This window comes from Corallococcus sp. AB032C, assembly GCF_003668935.1.
Taxonomy (GTDB): Bacteria; Myxococcota; Myxococcia; order Myxococcales; family Myxococcaceae; genus Corallococcus; species Corallococcus exiguus.
In genome coordinates this window covers 13808-33976 of sequence record NZ_RAWP01000079.1, presented here as the reverse complement: position 1 = coordinate 33976, position 20169 = coordinate 13808, and the positions used below count along the sequence as shown (strand labels likewise).

General features: G+C 69.9%; 15 protein-coding genes. 9 read left to right on the top strand and 6 right to left on the bottom strand.

Going from position 1 to position 20169, the window contains the following annotated elements; all coding sequences use genetic code 11:
• Nucleotides 1–21 precede the first annotated feature (21 nt).
• From D7X99_RS28995 to D7X99_RS28980, 4 genes are all read left to right on the top strand, one after another.
• Complete coding sequence (locus tag D7X99_RS28995) at nt 22–1248, top strand: aspartate aminotransferase family protein (RefSeq protein ID WP_121780615.1); 1227 nt, start codon at nt 22–24, stop codon at nt 1246–1248.
• A 92-nt stretch (nt 1249–1340) separates the two neighbouring features.
• Nucleotides 1341–2660: a DnaJ domain-containing protein gene (locus D7X99_RS28990; protein ID WP_121780614.1), complete on the top strand. Its 1320-nt coding sequence runs from the start codon at nt 1341–1343 to the stop codon at nt 2658–2660.
• 18 nt (nt 2661–2678) lie between these two features.
• A complete protein-coding gene (gene dnaK, locus D7X99_RS28985; protein ID WP_121780613.1) occupies nt 2679–4526 on the top strand; it encodes a molecular chaperone DnaK in 1848 nt (615 codons plus the stop codon).
• Between the two features lie 3 nt (nt 4527–4529).
• Nucleotides 4530–5306 carry a tetratricopeptide repeat protein gene (locus D7X99_RS28980; RefSeq protein ID WP_121780612.1) on the top strand — a complete coding sequence of 259 codons (777 nt, stop codon included), beginning with the start codon at nt 4530–4532 and terminating at the stop codon, nt 5304–5306.
• Nucleotides 5307–5325: 19 nt separating this feature from the next.
• Here the strand turns inward: D7X99_RS28980 and D7X99_RS28975 are convergent, their stop codons facing one another.
• The 6 genes from D7X99_RS28975 to D7X99_RS28950 all read right to left on the bottom strand — a co-directional run bounded on the left by D7X99_RS28975 (nt 5326) and on the right by D7X99_RS28950 (nt 14297).
• Complete coding sequence (locus D7X99_RS28975) at nt 5326–5808, bottom strand: MaoC family dehydratase N-terminal domain-containing protein (RefSeq protein WP_120575598.1); 483 nt, start codon at nt 5806–5808, stop codon at nt 5326–5328.
• A gap of 2 nt (nt 5809–5810) precedes the next feature.
• Complete coding sequence (locus D7X99_RS28970) at nt 5811–6206, bottom strand: MaoC/PaaZ C-terminal domain-containing protein (protein WP_120596265.1); 396 nt, start codon at nt 6204–6206, stop codon at nt 5811–5813.
• A gap of 122 nt (nt 6207–6328) precedes the next feature.
• Nucleotides 6329–11476, bottom strand: a complete 5148-nt coding sequence (locus D7X99_RS28965) for a myxosortase-dependent M36 family metallopeptidase (protein WP_121780611.1) — start codon at nt 11474–11476, stop codon at nt 6329–6331.
• A gap of 545 nt (nt 11477–12021) precedes the next feature.
• On the bottom strand, nt 12022–13191 hold the full coding sequence (locus D7X99_RS28960) for an SDR family oxidoreductase (RefSeq protein ID WP_171805297.1): 1170 nt from the start codon (nt 13189–13191) through the stop codon (nt 12022–12024).
• A gap of 23 nt (nt 13192–13214) precedes the next feature.
• Nucleotides 13215–13811, bottom strand: coding sequence for a dephospho-CoA kinase (coaE, locus tag D7X99_RS28955; RefSeq protein WP_121780609.1), 597 nt, complete (start codon nt 13809–13811; stop codon nt 13215–13217).
• Between the two features lie 3 nt (nt 13812–13814).
• Entirely contained in the window at nt 13815–14297 is a 483-nt protein-coding gene (locus D7X99_RS28950) for a hypothetical protein (RefSeq protein ID WP_120575603.1), read from the bottom strand.
• Between the two features lie 135 nt (nt 14298–14432).
• Between D7X99_RS28950 and D7X99_RS28945 the strand changes: the two genes are divergently transcribed.
• The 5 genes from D7X99_RS28945 (at nt 14433) to D7X99_RS28925 (ending at nt 19923) form a co-directional block, all read left to right on the top strand.
• Nucleotides 14433–14945 (top strand): multiheme c-type cytochrome, encoded by a 513-nt coding sequence (locus D7X99_RS28945; protein ID WP_121762611.1) that lies wholly within the window; start codon nt 14433–14435, stop codon nt 14943–14945.
• 11 nt (nt 14946–14956) lie between these two features.
• On the top strand, nt 14957–15577 hold the full coding sequence (gene yihA, locus D7X99_RS28940) for a ribosome biogenesis GTP-binding protein YihA/YsxC (RefSeq protein ID WP_120575605.1): 621 nt from the start codon (nt 14957–14959) through the stop codon (nt 15575–15577).
• A gap of 39 nt (nt 15578–15616) precedes the next feature.
• Complete coding sequence (locus D7X99_RS28935) at nt 15617–17278, top strand: DUF6178 family protein (RefSeq protein ID WP_121780608.1); 1662 nt, start codon at nt 15617–15619, stop codon at nt 17276–17278.
• Nucleotides 17279–17495: 217 nt separating this feature from the next.
• Nucleotides 17496–18779 carry an O-antigen ligase gene (locus D7X99_RS28930; RefSeq protein WP_121780624.1) on the top strand — a complete coding sequence of 428 codons (1284 nt, stop codon included), beginning with the start codon at nt 17496–17498 and terminating at the stop codon, nt 18777–18779.
• Nucleotides 18769–19923, top strand: coding sequence for a glycosyltransferase (locus tag D7X99_RS28925; protein WP_121780607.1), 1155 nt, complete (start codon nt 18769–18771; stop codon nt 19921–19923). The genes D7X99_RS28930 and D7X99_RS28925 overlap by 11 nt, the downstream gene beginning before the upstream one ends.
• Nucleotides 19924–20169 lie beyond the last annotated feature (246 nt).

Here is a 20169-nt window from a genome sequence, read left to right as displayed (position 1 = left end):
GGAAGAGAGAGGTACCCCCCCTTGCAAACGCCGCCGTCCCCAGCATCCGCCCCTGGTAACGAGAACCTCATCCAGAAGGCGAAGCAGCACCTGCTGCAGAACTACAAGCAGCAACCCATTGCCCTGGTGCGCGGGCAGGGGACGCGGGTGTGGGACGCGGATGGCAAGGCGTACCTGGATTGCATTGGCGGCATCGCCGTATGCGCCTTGGGCCACTGCCACCCGGAGGTGGTCGCGGCGGCCAAGGCGCAGCTGGACACGCTGTGGCACGTCTCCAACGTCTTCTACTCGCAGCCGCAGATCGACCTGGCCGCGCAGCTCACCGACTGGGCGGGCCTGCCGCGCGCGTTCTTCTGCAACTCCGGCGCGGAGGCCAACGAGGCCCTCATCAAGCTGACCCGCAAGGTGATGAAGGACCGGGGACAGCCCGAGCGCTTCGAGATCCTCACCTTCGAGAAGAGCTTTCACGGCCGCACGCTGGCCACCGTCACCGCCACCGGCCAGCCGAAGTACCATGTCGGCTTCGAGCCGCTGCCCCAGGGCTTCCGGCACCTGCCGTTCGGCGACCTGGAGGCGGTGCGCCGCGCCGTGGGGCCGTCCACCGCCGCCATCCTGGTGGAGCCCATCCAGGGCGAGGGCGGCGTGCGCATGGCGCCCCCGGGCTATTTCCAGGGCCTGCGCGCCCTCTGTGACGAGAAAGGCCTGCTCCTGCTCGTGGACGAGGTCCAGACGGGCATGGGCCGCACGGGCCAGCCCTTCGGCTTCATGCACCACGGCATCCGGCCGGACGCCATCAGCATCGCCAAGGCGCTGGGCAACGGGCTGCCCATGGGCGCCATGCTCTGCCGCGAGGAGCTGGCGGTCAGCCTCTCCGCGGGCACCCACGGCTCCACCTTCGGCGGCAACCTGGTGTCCGCCGCCGCGGGCAACGTGGTGCTGCGCCTGATGCGTCAGCCCGGATTCCTGGAAGAGGTGCGGGCCAAGGGGGAGCACTTCCTCGCTGGCGCACGCGCGCTCCAGGCCGCGCTGCCGGAAGGCCGCATCAAGGCCGTGCGCGGGCAGGGGCTGCTCTTGGGCGTGGAGCTGGACCGGGAGGTCGCCCCCGTCATCGCGAAGCTGCGCGATGCCGGCCTGCTGGTGAACTCCGCCGGGGATGTGACGCTCCGGTTCGCCCCGCCCCTCATCATCACCCGGACCGAGCTGGACGAAGCGCTGGGCATCCTCCAGCGTGTCCTCTCCACGTTGTAGAAGGGGGAGCGGCTTGGCGGTGCCGGGAGGTTTGACGCCCTGCTTCCCGGACACCTACACTTGGGGATTCGCCAGCCCGCGGAACTGACACCTTGAGCGCGCCCAACCCCATCGTCGGCCTGGGGGGCAGGACCGACCACATCGCCACGGTGCCCCACCTGGACCCGGCCCGTCTCCAGCTCAGCCCCGAGGAGGGCTCCGTGCTGGCATTGGTGGGCCGCGTCGAACGCATCGACGCCGTGTTGTCCCGCTCCTCGCTGGGCGAGGCTCGCACCATCGCCGTGCTGCTGGCGCTGCGCGCCAAGGGGGCCATCGTGCCCGCCCGGGTGGTGCAGCGCGCCCCGTCCGCAGCCCCGGCGGTGGACGCCTCCATGGCGGAGGAGGTGGACCTGGAGCCCGACCAGAAGCGTGACATCATCGAGATGGAGCGCTCGCTGGAGAAGATGGACCACCACGCGGTGCTGGGCGTGTCCCGGGGCGCCAGCCCCCAGGAGGTGAAGCAGGCGTATTACAACGCCTCCCGCCGCTTCCACCCGGACCGCTACTTCGGCAAGAACCTGGGCAGCTTCCGCGCCCGGCTGGAGCGCATCTTCAAGCGCCTCACGGACGCCCACAACGCCCTCAGCCGCCAGGAACCGGCGCGCGCCCCCGACGCGCCCCCGGCCGCTCGCGTCCCGACGACGCCTCCTCCGGCCGCAGCGCCCCCGCGGACGACGTCCGGCAGCAGCTTCGCGGCGGTGATGCCCCCCGCCGTTTCGGGCGCGCGCCCGCCCTCGGGGTCTTTCGCCTCGGTGCCGCCTCCCGCCGCCCCGCCCCCGGACGACGCGGAGTCCGAGGCCCGCCGTGCCGAGCGCCAGGCACGCTTCGCTCGCCACCCGTACATGGCGCGCAGCCACAAGCTCACGGAGCTCATCGCCCGGGGCAGGGCGGCCACCGCGCGCGGGGACTTCGAGCGGGCCTATCAGGACTTCAACCACGTGCTGAGCCTGGACCCGAAGAACCGTGAGGTCGCGCAGCTGCTGGTGGAGGCGCGCCGCAAGCACGACCTGACGCGCGCGCAGGCGGAGGTGGAGCGCGGCCAGGAGCTGGAGATGCGCGGCGACTTCGCCGGGGCGCAGGCGGCCTACCGGCTGGCCGTGTCGCTCAACGGGGACAACCCGGAGGCGGCCTTCCAGGCGGCACGCGTGGGCCGGGAGCTGGCGCAGGACGCGCAGGAAGTGATGAAGCTCGCGCAACGCGCGGTGGAGCTGAAGCCGGGGCGCGCGGACTACCAGCTGCTGCTGGCCCACGTGCTCCTGGTGGCGGGGCAGAAGAAGCCGGCCAAGCACCACTTCGAGGAGGTCGTGCGTCTGGACCCCGACAACGCCGACGCTCGCGCCGCCCTCAAGAAGCTGCGCTGGACGTTCACGTGATGAGGTGCATGCGTCCCCATGGCTGCTGAGCCCGAACCGCTGATTGGCATCGACCTGGGGACGACGAACAGCCTCGTCGCCACGGTGCAGGACGGTCAGCCCATCATCATCAAGAACCGCACCGGCCAGCCCCTCACGCCGTCCGTGGTGGCGGTGTCGAAGAACGGCAAGCGCCTGGTGGGCGGCATCGCCAAGCGCCAGGCCATCACCAACCCGCAGGAGACGGTGTCCGCGGCCAAGCGCCTCATCGGCCGCAAGTACTCCTCGCACCCGGTGCAGGACGCGCTGCGCGCGCTCACGTACCAGGTGGTGTGCGGCGCGCACGACGACGTGCGCGTCCGGCTGGCGGGCCGCGACCTCGCCGTGCCGGAGGTCAGCGCCATGATCCTGGCGGAGCTGAAGGCGGACGCGGAGGCGCACTTCGGCCGGCCCGTCACCCAGGCCGTCATCACCGTGCCGGCCTACTTCAACGACGGCCAGCGCCAGGCCACCAAGGACGCGGGCCGCATCGCGGGGCTGGACGTCCTGCGCATCATCAACGAGCCCACCGCGGCGGCGCTGGCCTACGGCTTCGGCCGCACGGTGAACGGGAAGATCGCCGTGCTGGACGTGGGCGGCGGCACCTTCGACGTGTCGGTGCTGGAGATCAACAACGGCATCTTCGACGTGGTGGCCACCGGCGGTGACACCTTCCTCGGCGGCGAGGACTGGGACCACCGCATCATCGAGTGGATGGTGTTCGGCTTCGCCAAGGAACACGGCATCGACCTGCGCAAGGACCGCATGGCGCTGCAGCGGCTGAAGGACGCCGCGGAGAAGGCGAAGGTGGAACTGTCGTCGGTGAAGGAGGCGCAGGTGCACCTGCCCTTCATCTGCACTCCGCCGGGCGGAGGCGCCGCGCTGCACCTGCAGTCCACGCTCACCCGCGAGAAGCTGGAGGAGCTCACGGCGGACCTGGGCGAGCGCCTGGTGGGCATCACGTCGGAGGTCCTGGGCGAGGCGAAGGTGCGCCCCTCGGACCTGAAGGAGGTCATCCTCGTGGGGGGCATGTCGCGCATGCCCCGCATCGTGGATCAGGTGCGCCAGTACTTCCGCCGCGAGCCCTGCAAGGGCGTGCACGCGGAGGAGGTCGTGGCCCTGGGCGCCGCCATCCAGGCGTACGCGCTGGTGGGGCAGCAGAGCGAATTGCTGCTGCTGGACGTCACGCCGCAGAGCATGGGCGTGGCCATCGCCGGCGGCTACGTGCGGCGGCTGATTCCGCGCAACACCACCGTGCCCACGTCCGCCACGGAGGTGTTCGCCACCTCCAAGGACTTCCAGCGCACGGTGAAGATCATGGTGCTCCAGGGTGAGCACGAACTCGCGCACCACAACGAGCTGTTGGGCGAGTTCCTCCTCACCGGCCTGCGCGAGGCGCCGCGCGGACAGGTGGAGATTGAAGTGACGTTCGACATCAACGCGGAGGGCATCGTGTCCGTGTCCGCGCGCGACCGCGACACGGGCCTGCGCCAGTCCATCACCGTCACCGCCTCCAGCGGCCTGACGGAGGACGAGCTGCGCCGCATCATGGACGAGCAGCGCGACTGGCTGGTGGCGGCGCGCAACACCGAGGAGCTGAAGGCAAAGCGCGTGGAGCTGGAGATCCTGGCCCGCGACCTGGTGGACGCGCTCTCCCGCGTGCGGCTCATGCCCGGGGCCGGAGGCCTGTCGCCGGACGTCGTCGCCCGCGCGGAGGCCGCCCTGGATTCCGCGCGTCAGGCGCGCGGCGCGGAAGACGTGGGCGCGCTCACCCGGGCCTGCGAGGCCCTGGCCCAGAGCCTGCCGCTGTTGCGCTCGGCGGGCTCGCGCGGAACGCCGGGGAGGTAGGCGATGAACGCGCTCCGCGCCAAGGCGCTGGTCGAAGCCGGGTTGCTGCTGCGACTGAGTGGCGACATGGCCGGCGCGGAGAAGCTGTTCACCCGGGCCCTGGAGCTGGACCCGGGCAACGCGCGCGCGCGCCGGCTGCTGGGGCGGGACGGCCCGGTGGAGCCCGGCGGGGACACCGGCTGGAACCTGACGGGCCCGGATCAGGAGGCGGACTGGGGCGTCTGGGCCGGCCCCTCCGAGCCCGGCCTGGTTGCTGCCCCCTTGCGTGAATCCGTGAGCCTGCCCGAGGGCACGGGCGTGCGCGGCGACGCGTTGGACCTCATCGCGGAGGCGCACCGCACGCAGGAGTTCGGGCTGCCGGACACCTTCACTCCGGCGGGCGGGCTGCCGGAGGGCTCGGAGGTGGAGAGCCTGCTGCGGGGCGCGGAGGACCTGCTGGCGCTGGATGACCACTCCGGCGCGGTGGAGCTCCTGCGCCGGGCCCAGTTCCTGGCGCCGGAGAACCCGCGCGTGGAGGCGCTGCGCGACCGCAGCGAGCGCATCCTGGTGGCCATGCTGGAGGCGCGGCTGGGAGATTTGCACCGCATGCCGCGCGTGCGGTTGCAGCCGGATGACATCATCTGGCTCAACCTGGACCACCGCGCGGGCTTCGTGCTGGCGCAGATTGACGGCGCGGTGAGCTTCGACGACCTCTTCGCGCTGTCCGGCATGTCGCGCCTGGACACCGCGCGCATCCTCGCGCAGCTGCTCGACGAGGGCATCATCGCCCCCGGCGAGTAGGCGCACGCGGCTTCTTGCGTCACCCGGGGCGGATGACGGCTGTCCACACGCCGCGCACCACGGGCTCGCCCTTCGCGTTGCGCGTCTCCGTGGTGACGACGAGGAAGTCCATCCCGGCCTTGCGGTACAGCTCCGTGATTTCGCCCGTGGTGGTGAGCACGTCCCCGGGGCGCATCACGCCCAGGAACTCCAGCTCCTGCTCCCCGTGCACCAGCCGCACGCGGTCCACGCCCAGCTCCGGGTCCGCGATGGCGGCGCTGAAGGGGCGGATGGCGAACACCACCGCGAAGCTGGGGAAGGCGATGACGTCGCCGTACGGGCCCGCCTGGGCCGCCTCCTGCGAGTAGAGCAGGGGGCTCACCTGCGCCGGGGGCTCGCCGAAGGTGCCCGCGGAGGGCACGGAGCCGCCGAGGATGAGGGAGAACTCGCGCAGCTTCTCCCGGCCAATCTCATAGGTGAAGGGGCCGTACGCACGGCCGACGAACTTGGGGTCCAGGGCCATGGCTATCCGAGCGAGGTTTCGACGACGGCGCCCCGGAGGACGGGCTCGCCGCGCTGGTTGGTGGCGGTGACTTCCGTGGTGAGCCGGCCGTCCGCGACGGCGGTGACGCGGCCCTGGAAGGTGACGGTGTCCTCCGGCAGCACCGGCCGGGAGAAGCGCACCCTCACCCGGCGCACCAGCCCCGGGTCTCCCACGAAGACGGCCACTGCCTCCACCGCCCAGCCCAGCGTGCAGAGCCCCTGGAGGATGACGCCGTTGAAGCCGGCCTGCCTGCCCACCTCCGGGTCGATGTGGATGGGGTTGTAGTCCCCGGAAGCGCCCGCGTAATACACCGGCCGCAGCCGGTCGCACTGGCGGACGTGCGTGAAGGTGTCTCCCACCTGGAACGTGCGTGCCATGAGGCGCGCGAGCCTACCGCATCCCCCGTTCGTGGATGCCCACGGGAAATGAAGAAGGGGCGGCCCCCACTCGCGTGAGGACCGCCCCTCGTCACTTCAGGGCTTCAGGATGAAGCGCCGGCTTACGCCTTGCGACGGCGAGCGAACGCCATCGCCGCGAACAGCGCCATCAGCGGCGCCATGCCGCCAGCGGAGCCGCCCGTGGAGGAGCAGCCGCCGCCGTCGTCGTCGGCCTTCGGCACGGAGACCTTGATCTCGGCGGTGCTGGTGGCACCGGCCGCGTCCTTCACCGTCACGGTGAAGGCGTAGTTCTCCAGCGTGTTCTTCGCCGGCGGGGTGAAGCTGGCCTCGGCGGCGTTGGCGCCGGTCAGCGTCACGGACGGGCCACCCGTCTGGGCCCAGGCGTAGGTCAGCTTCTCATTGTCCGGATCCGTGGAGGTGGCGGCGTCGATCTTCACCAGCTCACCGCCGCGCACGCCCGAGATGACCCGGACCTTGGCGACCGGCGCCTGGTTCACCTGCTTCACGTTGACCGTGTAGACGTACGGGCCAGAGGTGGCGCCGTCGGAGTCCGTCACGGTCAGGCTGAAGGCCAGGGCCGTATCGGCCTGGACCTGCGGCGCGGTGAACTTCACCTTCGCCGCGGTCGTGCTGTCGAGCGTCACCGGCTGGCCACCGAGCTGGGCCCAGGTGTAGGTCAGCGCGTCGCCGTCCGGATCCGTGATGCCGGAAGCGTCCAGCTCCACGTTGCTGCCCTCATCCGCGTCGACGGCGGAAGGAGCCTGGCCCACCGGGTGGCGGTTGGCCTTGCGCACCGTCACGTTGACCAGGTCGGACCCGGACTGGCCGCCGGAGGTCGCCGTGAGCTTGAAGGTGAGCTCGGTGGGGGCGCTGACGTCCGGCGCCGTGAAGCTCGCCGTCGCCGTGTCCGCACCCGTCAGCGTCACCGTGTCACCGGACTCCTGGGTCCACAGGTAGGTGACCGCCGTGCCGTCCGCATCCGAGCCGGTGCCAGCCAGCGTCACCGTGGAGCGGGCGTCCGCGTCGAAGTCCGCGCCGGCGTTGGCCACCGGAGCGCGGTCCACGTTCTTCACCGTCACGGCGACGGCCTTGGTGGCCTTCGCACCGCTGCTGTCCGTCACGGTGACCGTGAAGGTCAGCTGCGTGTCCGCCGTCACTTCCGGAGCCAGGAACGTGGCCTTCGCCCGGGTGGCGTTGGTGATCGTCACCTTGGGCATCGAGGGGCTCGTCTGGACCCAGGCGTACGTCAGCGTGTTCGCGTGGATCACGTCCGCGTCCGTGGAGCCCGAAGCGTCCAGGGTCACGGGCGTGGTGTCACGCTCGTTCACCGTCGCCGGCGCGGTGGCGGCGGCCACCGGGGGCTGGTTCACGTTGTTGATCTGGATGTCCACCGTCTTCGGGGCGCTCGCCTTGCCAGACGCGTCGGTGACGACGAGCTGGAAGGTGAGGGTGTCCGTGTAGTCCACGTCCGCCACGAAGTTCGGCGTCGCGGTGTCCGCGCCGTTCAGGGTGACGGGCGTGGCGCCACCCGTCTGGGTCCAGCTGTAGGTGAGCGCTTCACCCGCGGCGGCGTCCGGGTCGAAGCTGCCCGTGCCGTTCAGGGTGATGGTGGCGCGGTTGAGGACGCCGCTGACGAGCGTGCCCTCGGCGACCGCCGCCGTGCCCACGCGAGACGGACCCGCGTTGGCCACCGGAGGCACGTTGCACGCGCCCGTGGAGGCCGGCTGATCCGCCTGGCCCGAGAACACCGCCGTGGCGCCCTCGAACTTCACGTTGTCGATGTCCAGGCCGTACCCGCCGACGGCCACGTCACCGCCGATGCGGAAGCGGAAGCGGACGTTCTTGAGCTCCAGGTCGGGGAAGAAGGTCCCGAAGTTGATGCTCACGGGCGAGAAGTCCGGGAAGTCCGGGCTCACCTGCGCCAGCGCGGGGAGCCCCTCGAGGGGGTTGCCGCCGCCCGTGGCGATGTAGTCCACGTAGCCCACCTCCGCGTTCACCACCGGGTACAGGTCCCAGGGGTCGATCCAGTCGATGCCGTCGACCGTGAACTCGAGCACCGCGCCGTCGTAGGAGGCGTTGGAGTCGAACTCGAAGGAGTGGCGGTAGTCGTAGCTCATCACGAAGTCAGCCGCGTCATCCACCGTCAGCCAGGGGCTGGTGATGGTGGTCTCCGCGATCGTCCCCGGATCCCTGCCATTCGCGAACCGGTTTTCCGGCGTGCCGGACAGCGTCCAGTCACCGGAGGGCGACACGTTCTGCGACACCGTCCACCCGGCCAGGCCGGACTCGAACGTCTCCGTGTCGCTGGTGGTGGGAACGTTGTCGTAGTTGACGCGCGGATCGAACGTCGCCGTCTTCGCCCCCGCCGGGATCTCCGTGGAGTCGAAGGCGACCTTGATGCCGGCGCGCGCGGGCGTGCCGGACACCGCGGTGACGTTGACGGGCACGGTGACCGTGGCCGAGGCACCGCGCGACAGGGCGGGGATGTTGATCGCGCCGCCGTTCGGGAACTCCAGCGTCGCCGTGGTGCTGGTGCTGCTGACGGTGCCGGCGAAGGCGCTCAGCCCGTTGCCGCCCACGTTGCGCACGGTGATCTTCAGCTCACCCTGCTCGCCGATGTCCAGGATGCCGTCCTGGTCGCAGCCGGACACGCTGTCGGTCAGCGTGATGCCGGTGACCTCCAGGTTGCCGCCCGTGGCGAAGCTCTCCGTCACGCTGATGTGGTCGAACGCGTCGCGGTCCGGCGACTTGGCGCCGAAGCCGAGGCCGCGCTTGGCGAAGGCCGCCACGAAGCGCTGGTAGTCCGCCGGGTCGCTCGCGAGCGCGACGGCCAGCACCGCGTCACGCGCTTCCGTGAAGGTCGGCGCGTTCGGCGTCGCCTTGTAGGAAGCCACGAGGTACTGCTTCATGCGGTTCTGCGCTTCCGCGAACGGGTGCGCGTTCAGCAGGCTCGCGTAGCACTCCCACAGCGCGGTGGCCCACACCTCACCGCTGTTGTGGACCTCGCTGTTGCTGTCCGTGCGCGTGCCCGCGTCCGTGGGCAGGGGGGTGAAGTTGGCGATGTGCTTGAACGTGTAGCCGTTCTTGCTCATGTCCGTCGAGTAGGGCAGGCGACGGATGCCGAAGTAGTAGCCCTGGTTCTTGCCACCGCTGGTGACGTAGCCGGCGGTGCTGTAGACGCCCTGCCAGTTGCCGTTGCCCGCCTTGGTCCGGTCGGACTCGCGAACCTGCATCAGCATGGCGTGGAAGTCGCCCCAGCCCTCGCCCATCGAGCGGCCCTGGTTGTTGCTCAGGCCCGCGGCGTTACCGATGAGGCGGTTGCTGATGTAGTGACCCCACTCGTGCGCGATGATGCCGTTGTCGAGCGTACCGTCGCGGTCCTGGTTCGGCTCGCGCAGGAACTTCACGGTGATGGGCTCGGTCGCCGCCCTCCACGCATTGCCCGCCTCCTGGGTGATCATCAGGGACGGCGTCTCGACCTTGGCGTCATCAATGCCGTTGCCGCCCATGGAGATGGGGCTGCCGGGCGAGTTGTTCGTGATGACCGTGGCGATGGCGCCCGCGTTCTGCGCGTTGAGCGACTTGATGACGAAGTTGCACACGCCACGGTCGATGAGGGCGACCTTCCCGGTGAAGTAGCCGGCTTCGAACGGCGTGCAGCCCAGGGGGTTTGCCTCGGGGGTCAGCTTGATTTCGCCCGTCATGTCGTAGGCCTGCGTGCCGTAGCTCGCGGAGGAGGCCTCGTAGATGGCGGCGAGGGACGCGGGAGACGTCACGGACAGCTCGGGCGTACCGTCGAACACGTACATCTGCATGCGCGGCGACGCACCGTCCGCCGGCGTGCTCATGTTCGCGTTGTTGCGGCCGCCGTAGTCCTGCGCCTGGGCCTGGATGGGGTCGTTCTCCACGCCGCCACGGCCGAAGTTGAACGACTGGGCGTTGCCCGCGACTTCGTCGAAGCCGGAGTCGTAGAACCAGTCGTGCAGGAAGTTGTTCACGTAGAACAGGTTCACCACCGAGGCCTTGATCTGCTCGGTGCTGGTGCCCGGGGCTTTGGTCGTGTCGTAGACGTACGAGAAGGTGTTGTCGCTCGTCGTCTCCGCGCGCTTGTCGCTCGTACCGGGCTGGAAGCCGTCTGGCTTTTCCAGGTCCGCGTACGCGTCCACGTTGTTACCCGTGGTCTGCGTGGCGTTGGCCGGCAGCCAGGGGTCGTTCCTGCTGTAGGGGCTGTTGGCCAGGGTGATGTCGTTCGCCGGGCGGTTCAGCGGGGCCTGGTAGCCGTCCTGGGTGCCCGTGGGGTGCGGGGTCGCGTCGTTGCCCTGGGGACCGTCCTCCGGGATGAACGGGGACGCCTGGTCCGCCCAGACTTTGTACGTGAAGGCCGTGCCCGCGTCCGCGGACAGGTCGTTGCGGAAGAGGACCTTGCCGGTGGCCGCGGAGACCACGTAGCCGAAGTACTGGCTGGAGCGCGCGGCCTTGGGGCCCGCGTTCACTTCCACGTACCAGGCCGGCTCCAGGTTGCCGGCCAGCATGAAGAACACCTGCCGGGCGCGGGCCGGGACGGCCAGGTCCTGCGGCAGCGCGGACTTCGTGGCGGGGGACAGCTCGAAGAAGGTGTAGTCACCCTTCGTGCCCGCGTTGATGAACGAGGTGGCCTGCGTGCCGGAGCCCGTCAGGTCCTTGAACGCGCCGGACACCGCGTCCGCGGCGCCCAGGTTGAAGCCGGCGCGCGCCTTGCTGCGCGCGGTGAGCGCCAGCTCGGACGGGGCCAGGTAGCCGCTCACGGCCACCAGGCGCAGGTCCTGGCCCATGACGACCTTGATCTCGTTGCGGAAGACGGGGATGCCACCCACCGACTGGTTGAAGGTCGCGATGATGGCGCCCTTGCCGGTGTTGTGCATGGAGCGCAGGTTGGCGCCCGCGACGTCGTCACGCGTCAGGCGGTAGCTGTCCGCCACGGACTGCAGGTGCGCGCGCGCCGCGTTCTCCGCCGTCATGCCGGCGCGGATGACGGACTTGGACTGCGCACCGTCCTGCGTCGCCCAGGCGAACGTAGGCACGCCGAGCCGCTGCTCGGTCTGCTCGATGCGAAGCCCGCGGGACACCGCCGTGTTCGAATCCACGGCGAGAGAGCGGGAGTCCCGCTGCTCCAGGAACGCGTCGAAGTTCGACCGCTCCTTGGCCCACGCACTGGTACCCGCGATGGGCACCAGCAGCAGGCTGGTCAACAGCTTTTCCCTGAGACGCATGCGCCTTCCTTCTTGGGGGTGATGAACTGCAGGACGAGGGGACTGCGAGTGACGACGACTGCGACAGGAGAGGTCCGCCGGGGGAGGCGGGCCGCTCCTTACGGATGGTGGACCCTGGGTGGACAACAGCCCGATAGGAAACGCAGCCCAACGCCACAGGTCGCATTGGCGACGTGAGCGGGGACCTCAGCGTGGAAAGGCGGGACGCGCGAGGCGAGCAGGACGGGTGCGAAGCGCTGCGACAGGCTGGACAGTCGAGGCGCCACACCCGAACCCGGGGCGGCCCATCCGAATCGACTGTCTACGGTCACCGGCAAGCGCTGCTCTCCAACCCACTCTTCTGGCCGCGGTTGTCTTCACCGCGCCAGATTCAGTGGGAGCGCATGCTAACCAGGACACTGTTTCGTTGCATAGAGGGGGGGCCCCTCAATTTTGCGTTAGCAACCCAGTAACAATTGGCAGTCTGGAATAAGCCGTAGCGGCCAGGCGGGCGCGAGCGTGTGACACGTGGCGCGCCGCACCTTGCCTGCGGGCCCAAACCCTGTTCAGCGGCGCGAGCGCGGTGCCGGCGCGGCGTCATCCGAAGACGGCAGTGGACCGTGGTCCAGAGGATCCTCGACCTCCGCTCCCTCCTTGCGCTGCTTGTACTGTTCCCGCACGTAGGCGACGAGCTGATCCAGGTACGACGACAGCGGCGGACACCGCACGCCGGTGCCGTCGAGCAGCTCCAGTGTGTTGTGGCAGTTGTAGATGGCCAGGTGGTTCACGTAGCTGATGGCGGCGCGCTGGGGCCGGGCCAGCTTCTCCAGCACGGGCAGCCGCAGCATCACGTCCGCGGCGCGCGCGGACAGGTTGAAGCGCGGCAGCCGCTTGTGGGACTTCTCCGCGATGAGCTCGTACACGCGCCGCGCGCTCATGGGGTTGGGGTCCACCAGGTGGAAGATGCGCCCCTTCGCGCGCGCGTCACGCGACAGCCGCCACACGGCCTCCACCACGAAGTCCACCGGGACGACGTTGAGCGGCGCCACGCCGTTGCCCGGCAGGGGCAGCGGCACCACCAGCGGGGAGGTGACGAGCAGGATGCCCAGGTAGTAGGGACCCTCGAAGCGATCGATTTCGCCCGTGCGCGAGTCGCCCACCACGCTGGACGGACGGAAGATGGTGACGGGGAGGGTGGCGGAGGCGCGCTGCACCAGCCGCTCCGCCTGGAACTTCGTCTCCTCGTAGGCGTTGCGGAAGGACTGGCCCCGGTCCAGCTCGTCCTCGGCGATGACGCCCACGCGGTCGCCGGACACGTAGCAGGTGGAGAAGTGGTTGAAGCGGGAGAGGTTCTCGCAGTCGCGCGCCAGCTCCAGCAGGTTGCGCGTGCCGTCCACGTTCACCCGCCACGCGGTCTCCTTGGGCACGCCCAGCTGCGATACGGCAGCCAGGTGGAAGATGTCCGTCACCCGTTCGCACAGGCGCTGGTACTCCTCGCCGGACAGGCCCAGGTGCATGTCCACCGCGTCACCGGTGAGCAGCACCACGCGCGCGCCCTTCACCTTCGCCGCGAGCGACTGCGCCTCCTTGAAGGCCTTGGGCTGCACGAGCGCGTAGATGTGCCCCTTCGGGTCCTCCCGCGCGATGTGCTCCACCAGCCGCTTGCCGATGAAGCCCGGGTATCCGGTGATGAAGTAGGTGCCAGGGCCCTGCCGCGTCTTGGACGTCTCGCTCATGCGCGGCGCAGCATAACCGCCCGTCAGCCGTGTGCGAGCATCGCCCGCCACACCGCCTCCACCTGAGGGCGGGTGGCGTCCGGCGCGCCGCTGTTGTCGATGACCCAGGTCGCGTGCGCGCGCTTGTCGTCCAGCGCCATCTGCGCTTGGAGCCGCGCCTCCGCCTGGTCCGCCAGGAGCCCGTCGCGCGTCATCAGCCGCGCCTTCTGCACCTCGCGCGGCACCCACACCACGGCCACGCCCTCCATGGCCTGGTGCAGGCCCGTCTCGATGAGCAGCGGCACGTCGTAGACGGCGTGGGTGACCCCTTCCGCCTCCAGCGCCTGGAGCTTCTGGAGGAAGAGGGCGCGCACCTCCGGGTGCACGATGGCGTTGAGGGCGGCCCGCTCCGTGGGGTCCGCGAAGATGTGCGCGCCCAGCTTCACCCGGTCCAGGCGGCCGTCGGGGCCCACCACGCCGGGGAAGCGCTCGTCGATGCGCCTCAGGCCGGGCGTGCCGGGCTCCACCACCTCACGGGCGAGCACGTCCGCGTCCAGCACGCGCGCGCCCAGCTCCCGCAGCATCCGGCTCACCGTGCTCTTGCCGGAGGCGATGCCGCCCGTCAGTCCGAAGACGTGCACGGGCTACTTCGCGGCCTTGGGCGTGGTGAAGACGAAGGACTGCACCGTCTTGCCGTCCTCGTTGAAGAAGATGGCCACGCCCAGCTTCACGTAGAGGAAGTAGGTGCGGAAGTCGTCCGTCAGCTTGCGCAGGTAGCAGGGCGTGGCGGGCATGGCGCCGGCCGGGCACGCGGGGCCGTAGCTGTTCTCGATGGTGTCCTTCTCGATGACGGGCCCGGGGAACACGTCGATGCGCTCCACCATCTGGGTGGCCGGGTCCACCTTGAACTGGGCCTGGGTGGTGCCCTTGATGGCCTCCTTGGCGAAGTAGGCCAGGATCTCCTTGCCCTCCTGGCTCATGGTCCGGGACGGCTCCCCGAACTTCTTCACCACGTCCTCCTTCTTGGAGGACCCGGGCTCGATGCCCTGCCACGGCTTGGCGGAAGCAGGCAGGGAGACGGCAGCGACGGCAACGGCGAACAGGACGGCAATCACGGGGGTCCGCATCTCGACTCCTCCCTAGCGGATCAGGCAGGCACGCCTCAAGGTCCGTTACCTCAAGCCACGCAGCTGTCCACCCGGTATTCAATCACGAACGAGACGCCTTGCCCCCTCCAGGGGCCTCTGCTACGTGCTCAAGGCATGTCTTCTCGTGCCTTCCGGGTCTTTTCCGCCCTCTTGCTCGCCGTTTCCGGCGGCCTCGCCGGCGCCGCGGACTTCACGGGCCCCGACAGCTGCAAGGGCTGCCACCCGGAGGCGTACGACGCGTGGATGAAGTCCAAGCACGCCCGTGCGACCGAGACGCTGGCGGAAGGGCAGAAGAAGGACGCGCGCTGCCTGTCCTGCCACGCGCCGGACCAGACGGAGCAGCAGCTGGCGGCCGTCACCTGCGAGACATGCCACGGCGGCGGGCAGTACTACTCGCCGTCCTACGTGATGAAGGACCCGGAGTTGGCGCGGCTGGTGGGGTTGGTGGACCCGTCGGAGAAGCAGTGCCGCACCTGCCATGACGCGTCCTCGCCGTCCCTGCGCCCGTTCGATTTCAAGGAAGCGCTGAAGGCCATCGACCACTGGTCCGCCGAGCGCGCCCGCAAGCAGCAGACCCGGGCGGACGCCGCCCCCTCCACGCCGGCTCCGGCCACGGCGAAGAAGTAAGTGACCTCCGCTTGATCAAGATCCTCGATTCCCGCTTCGTCACCACCGCCGTGGAGCTCAAGGGGCTGCCCACGGACCACGGCGCGGAGGTGGCCTTCGTCGGCCGCTCCAACGTCGGCAAGTCGTCCATGATCAACGCCCTGACGAACCGGCGGAAGCTGGTGCGCGTGTCCAACACGCCGGGGCGTACCCGCACGCTCAACTTCTTCGACATCGACCTGGACCGCGACGGCGTGCGCCACACGGTGCGCCTGGCGGACCTGCCCGGCTACGGCTTCGCCAAGGCGAGCAAGGCGGACAAGGCCCAGTGGCAGGAGATGATCACCACCTACCTCAAGAACCGGCACCGGTTGGAGGTGGTGGTGAGCATCATCGACGCGGAGATTGGCCCCACGCCGGAGGACATGCAGACGCTGGACTACCTCCAGGAGCACAACCGCCGCATCCTCGTCGTGGCCACCAAGGTGGACCGGCTGACGAAGGCGCAGCGCAAGCCCCGGCTGCACAAGGTCGCGGAGCAACTGGAGCTGCCCCGCGAGGCGGTCATCCCGTTCTCCTCCACGGAGAAGCTGGGCGTGGAGGAGGTCTGGGGCACGCTGCTGGACACCTTCGGCAAGGCCACCCGCGTCTGAGGCTGCCGACCGTAGGCGCGCTGTGGTAGCACCCCCGGCGTGTCCCAGAACGGCAAGACGAATGGTGGTGGTTCGCCCCTCGCGCCTCGCGAGGAGCGTCAGCGGTTGATGCGCCTGTCCCCGCGCCAGCGGGTGGCGGCGCTCTTCGACGCGGAGGACACGCCCGCGCTGGTGCGCTCGCTGCCCGCGGAGGACCTCTACGTCACCATCCAGGAGGTGGGGCTGGCGGACACGACGGAGCTCGTGCAGCTGGCGTCGCCCGCGCAGTTCCGCACCTTCGTGGACCTGGGCGGCTGGGCGAAGGACAAGCTGGATCCTCACGCGGTGCTCACCTGGCTGCGCGCCGCGCGCGGCGACGAGCAGGAGGACTTCCTGCGCAAGGTGCACGCGGTGGACCTGGAGGTGGTGGAGACGCTCCTCAAGGAGTTCACCGCCGTCCACGACCTGGAGGAGAACCCGGACGTCAACCCGCAGGGCATGACGATGGAGACCCCGGAAGGGCGCTACCTGGTGGAGGTGAAGGTGGAGGGCGTGGAGGCGTCCGCCATGCGCGCGCTCCTCAATGATCTCATCGCGGAGAACCCCTTCGAAGCGGTGCGCCTCTTCGAGGCCGTGCGCTGGGAGATCCCCTCCGAACTGGAGGAGACCGCGTTCCAGTTCCGCCGCGCGCGCCTGGCCGACCTGGGCTTCCCGTCGCTGGAGGACGCGCTCGCGCTCTTCAGCCGCGTGGACGTGCCGCCGCGCCCCTCGGGGCCCGGGACGCCCGCGCTCACCGCCACGGGCGGCCACCTGGACTACCTGGAGGCGGCCTTCCGGGACCTGTCCGACGTGGAGCGGATGAACGCGGAGGACGAGCTGCGGGAGGTGGCCAACGCGGTGCTCGTCGCGGAGCTGGGCGACCCGGGCGACCTGGACGCCGTGCGCCGCGTGGGCGAATGGGTGCGCGACTACCTGTCGCTGGGCCTGGAGCACCTGACGGGCGCCGACCCGGCGAAGGCGCCAGACGTGCTGCGGGACACGCCCCTGCGCCGCGTCTTCCAGGTGGGCTTCACGCTGACGCTCCAGCTCAAGTACCGCGCGGACCGCCTCTTCAAGGCGCCCTTCGTGAAGCTGGAGGACGTGCCGCTGGTGCTCCCGGAGGAGGCCGCCGCGCTGGAGGCCCTGCGGCGCAAGCGTCCTCGCAGGGCGCTGCGCGTCCCGGGCGCGGAGCCCGTTCCGTTCCGTTCGCTGCGGGAGGTGGCCGGTTCGGAAGGACTGCTCGCGCGCGCGGAGGGACAGGTGGCGGCGCTGGGCGCGCTCCTGGGCGGATCCGAGGCCGCGGCGCACACGGTGCTGGCGCGCTTCGGCGTGTCGCTGGACGTGCTGGGCGTGGAGCGGCTGTGGGCGGCCGTGGTGGGCATGGCCGTGCTGGAGGAGGGCGTGGACGTGCGGCCCGTGCCGCTGGGGCGCACGGTGGAACTGGGCCAGCGCCTGTTCGAAGGCACTCCGGATGCACCTCGCCTGCGTGCGAGCGCGGCGGAGCGCGCGGTGGCGGCGCTTTCGCCCGTGGTTCCGGAGCCAGCGCGTGAGGAGCTGCGTCGGGTGGTGAACGTCACGCTGGCGCGGCTTCTGTCGGAGCTGGGGCCGGCGTGGCTGCGCGAGGGGCGTTTGGATCTGATCGCCTCCGCGGTCCTACCGATGGAGAGCGCCCCGGTCCCGTAGCTTTTTCAGCCTTGCCCGGCCCGGCGGTCGCGGGCGAGCCCGCAACCTCCCGAAGATACAGGCCTCCCGCGTTGCCATCTTCTGGCACGCGCGCTGCTTTGCCCCTCGCCCGCTAGCTGTTTGCAAACGGCTGTTTGCAGACAGCAAACGGAAATCCACGAGGGCCAGGGGCACGCGTGTGACGGGACGAGCGACCGACAGCGAAGGGGTGGCGTACATGGGACCGGGCGCGGTGGGGCAGCGTCGCGACGTACTGGCTTTCTACATGCTCGCGGGGTTCGCGGCGGTGATGTACGCGGTGCCGGGTGAGTGGATCCCCGCGCTGGAGCCGCTGCGACTCGCGCTGCTGACTTCAGGGCTTGGCGCGGGCCTGATGGTGATGCGCCGCATTGGCAAGGCGGAGCCTCTCTTCTTCGACGGCGCGCGGGGCATCGCGCTGCTGGCGTTCTCGTCGCTGGCGTTCTGCTCGGTGGCGTGGAGCGTGAATCCGGAGGTGACGCGTTTCCAGGGCGTGGAGCTGCTGAAGCTCACGGCCATCTACCTGACGCTCGTCAACGTCATCACCACACCCAAGCGGCTGGCGGTGGTGGCCGGCGCCATGGTGCTGGGCGCCATCGTGACGTCCATTGGCGTCATCAACTGGTACATCGTCGGCGAGAACATGGTGGAGGGCTTCCGTTCGCGCTGGGTCGGCGTGTACGCGGACCCCAATCACATGGCCATGAACATGGTGCTGGTGGTGCCGCTCGCGGTGGCGTTCCTCGCGCGCAAGAGCACCCCGTGGGTGTTCCGCCTGCTGTGCGCGGTGTCCGCGGTGCTGGCGGTGGTGGCCATCGTGCTGTCGCACTCTCGCGGCGGCTTCATTGGCCTGTCGGTGGCGATGGCCCTGTGGGCCATCCGCGAGAAGCGCCGCATGCAGGCCATCGTGCTGGGCAGCGTCTTCGTGCTGGGCCTGGCGGTGTTCGCGCCCAAGAGCTTCTGGCAGCGCAACGAGACGGTGGCGGCGTTCCATGAGGACGCGTCCGCCATGGGCCGCGTCTACGCGTGGCAGGTGGCCAGCCGCATGAGCCTGGACAAGCCGCTCCTGGGCGTGGGCGCGGGCGGCTTCCGCTACGCCTGGTTCCAGTACGCGCCGCCGGAGGCGCACCGCGCCTACGTGGCGCACAACATCTTCCTCGACGTCATCGGGGAGCTCGGGTGGATTGGCCTCCTGTGCTTCCTGGTGTTCTCGGGCGGGGCCGTGGGCGGGGCGGTGGCCGCGTCGGCGGACTCGGAGATGGGATGGCTGGCACGCGCGCTATCGGCGTCGGTGGCGGGCTACCTCATCTGTGACTTGTTCTCGGGCTACATCCTGTCCGCGCACTGCTACGTGCTCTTCGGCCTGGCCGCGAGCGCGCACCGCATCGCGCAGGCACGGGAGAGAGCCCTGGCGGTGGGGAGGCAACCGGCGATGAGTCCCGCGCCGGTGGCCACGTGGGAGGGGTCTGGGCATGCGGCGTGAGGATGCGCGGATGGGGCAGGAGCCCCTCCGCCTGGTGCAATTCACCCGGTCGTTCCACATTGGCGGCACCGAGGTCCAGGTGCTGGAGCTGCTGCGAGGCCTGCCCTCCAGCTACCAATTACAGGTGTCTGTGTTGGAGGACGCCGGGCCCTTGATGGGCTCGGTCTGGAAGCTGGGGCACGCGCCGGAGGTGTTCTCTCTCAAGGGCTCGCTCGTGCAGCCCAACACGCTCCTGCAGATCCACCGGATGGCCCGCTGGCTCAAGCAACACCGCGTCCAGCTGGTGCACGTGCATGACTTCTATTCCAGCATCATCGCGGTGCCGGCCGCGAAGCTCGCGGGCGCGAAGGTCATCGTCGGCCGGTTGGACCTGTCCCACTGGCAGGGCAAGGCCCGCCGCCTGCTGCACGCGCAGATGACGCGCATGGCGGATCACGTCATCGCCAACGCGGAGGCCATCCGCCAGCTGCTCATGAACGAGGAGGGGCTGCCCGAATCGCGCATCTCCGTCATCCACAACGGCCTGGACCTCCAGCGCTTCGACGCGCGCGCGGCGGAGGGGCTCAAGGACACACTGCCCGACACCAGCGGCGTGCCCACGGTCCTCCATGTGGCCAACATGAACCACCCCGTGAAGCGGCAGGAGGACCTGCTACTCGCCCTTGCCATGCTGCGTCATGAGGGGACGAAGCTGAACGCGTGGTTCGTGGGAGACGGGCCGCGCCGGCCGGGGTTGGAGAAGATGGCGCACGAATTGGGGGTGGCGGACGGGGTGCACTTCCTCAAGCACCGCACGGACGTGCCGGCCCTCTACGGTCAGGCCACCTTCGGCGTCCTGTGCTCCACGGCGGAGGGCATGTCCAACGCGGTGATGGAGGGCATGGCGGCCGGGCTGCCCATGGTGGTGACGCGGGTGGGCGGCAATCCGGACCTCATCACGGACGGCGAGCGGGGCCTGGTGGTGGAGCCGGAGCGGCCCGCCCAGCTGGCCCAGGCCTTCCGCCGGCTGCTGGCCAACCCCAAGGAGGCCCGGAAGATGGGCAAGGCCGCCCGGGGCTTCGTCGCCCGCGAGCTGTCCCTGGAGAAGATGGTGCGCCGACATGACGCGCTGTACCGCCAGGTGGCAGGACTGCCCCCAGGCTGAAACCGCCCCCAGGGGCCGGCAAATGTCAGACCGATCCGGATAATCCACGCCCGTCCTCAGCAATTGGGGGCGGGCGCGTTTCGTAGAAAAGGGAGGCGGTTTCTCCCCGAGGACCTGCGTGTGCGCAGGTTATAGATGGGAATAGCTCGATTTTCGTGGAGATTGGTGGGCAATGCGTGGTAATGGCGCCTCGGGTGTTGCCGGAAGCGGCAGGCGTGCCCACCCTGGGTGTGGCGGATCAGGCGG

What these genes read in the sequence shown, in the direction of transcription:
- D7X99_RS28960 (WP_171805297.1), bottom strand. Translation starts at nt 13,191, where the DNA reads ATGAGCGAGACGTCCAAGACGCGGCAGGGCCCTGGCACCTACTTCATC.
- D7X99_RS28970 (WP_120596265.1), bottom strand. Translation starts at nt 6,206, where the DNA reads ATGGCACGCACGTTCCAGGTGGGAGACACCTTCACGCACGTCCGCCAG.
- D7X99_RS28945 (WP_121762611.1), top strand. Translation starts at nt 14,433, where the DNA reads ATGTCTTCTCGTGCCTTCCGGGTCTTTTCCGCCCTCTTGCTCGCCGTT.
- D7X99_RS28950 (WP_120575603.1), bottom strand. Translation starts at nt 14,297, where the DNA reads ATGCGGACCCCCGTGATTGCCGTCCTGTTCGCCGTTGCCGTCGCTGCC.
- D7X99_RS28925 (WP_121780607.1), top strand. Translation starts at nt 18,769, where the DNA reads ATGCGGCGTGAGGATGCGCGGATGGGGCAGGAGCCCCTCCGCCTGGTG.
- D7X99_RS28965 (WP_121780611.1), bottom strand. Translation starts at nt 11,476, where the DNA reads ATGCGTCTCAGGGAAAAGCTGTTGACCAGCCTGCTGCTGGTGCCCATC.
- D7X99_RS28975 (WP_120575598.1), bottom strand. Translation starts at nt 5,808, where the DNA reads ATGGCCCTGGACCCCAAGTTCGTCGGCCGTGCGTACGGCCCCTTCACC.
- dnaK (WP_121780613.1), top strand. Translation starts at nt 2,679, where the DNA reads ATGGCTGCTGAGCCCGAACCGCTGATTGGCATCGACCTGGGGACGACG.
- D7X99_RS28930 (WP_121780624.1), top strand. Translation starts at nt 17,496, where the DNA reads ATGGGACCGGGCGCGGTGGGGCAGCGTCGCGACGTACTGGCTTTCTAC.
- D7X99_RS28980 (WP_121780612.1), top strand. Translation starts at nt 4,530, where the DNA reads ATGAACGCGCTCCGCGCCAAGGCGCTGGTCGAAGCCGGGTTGCTGCTG.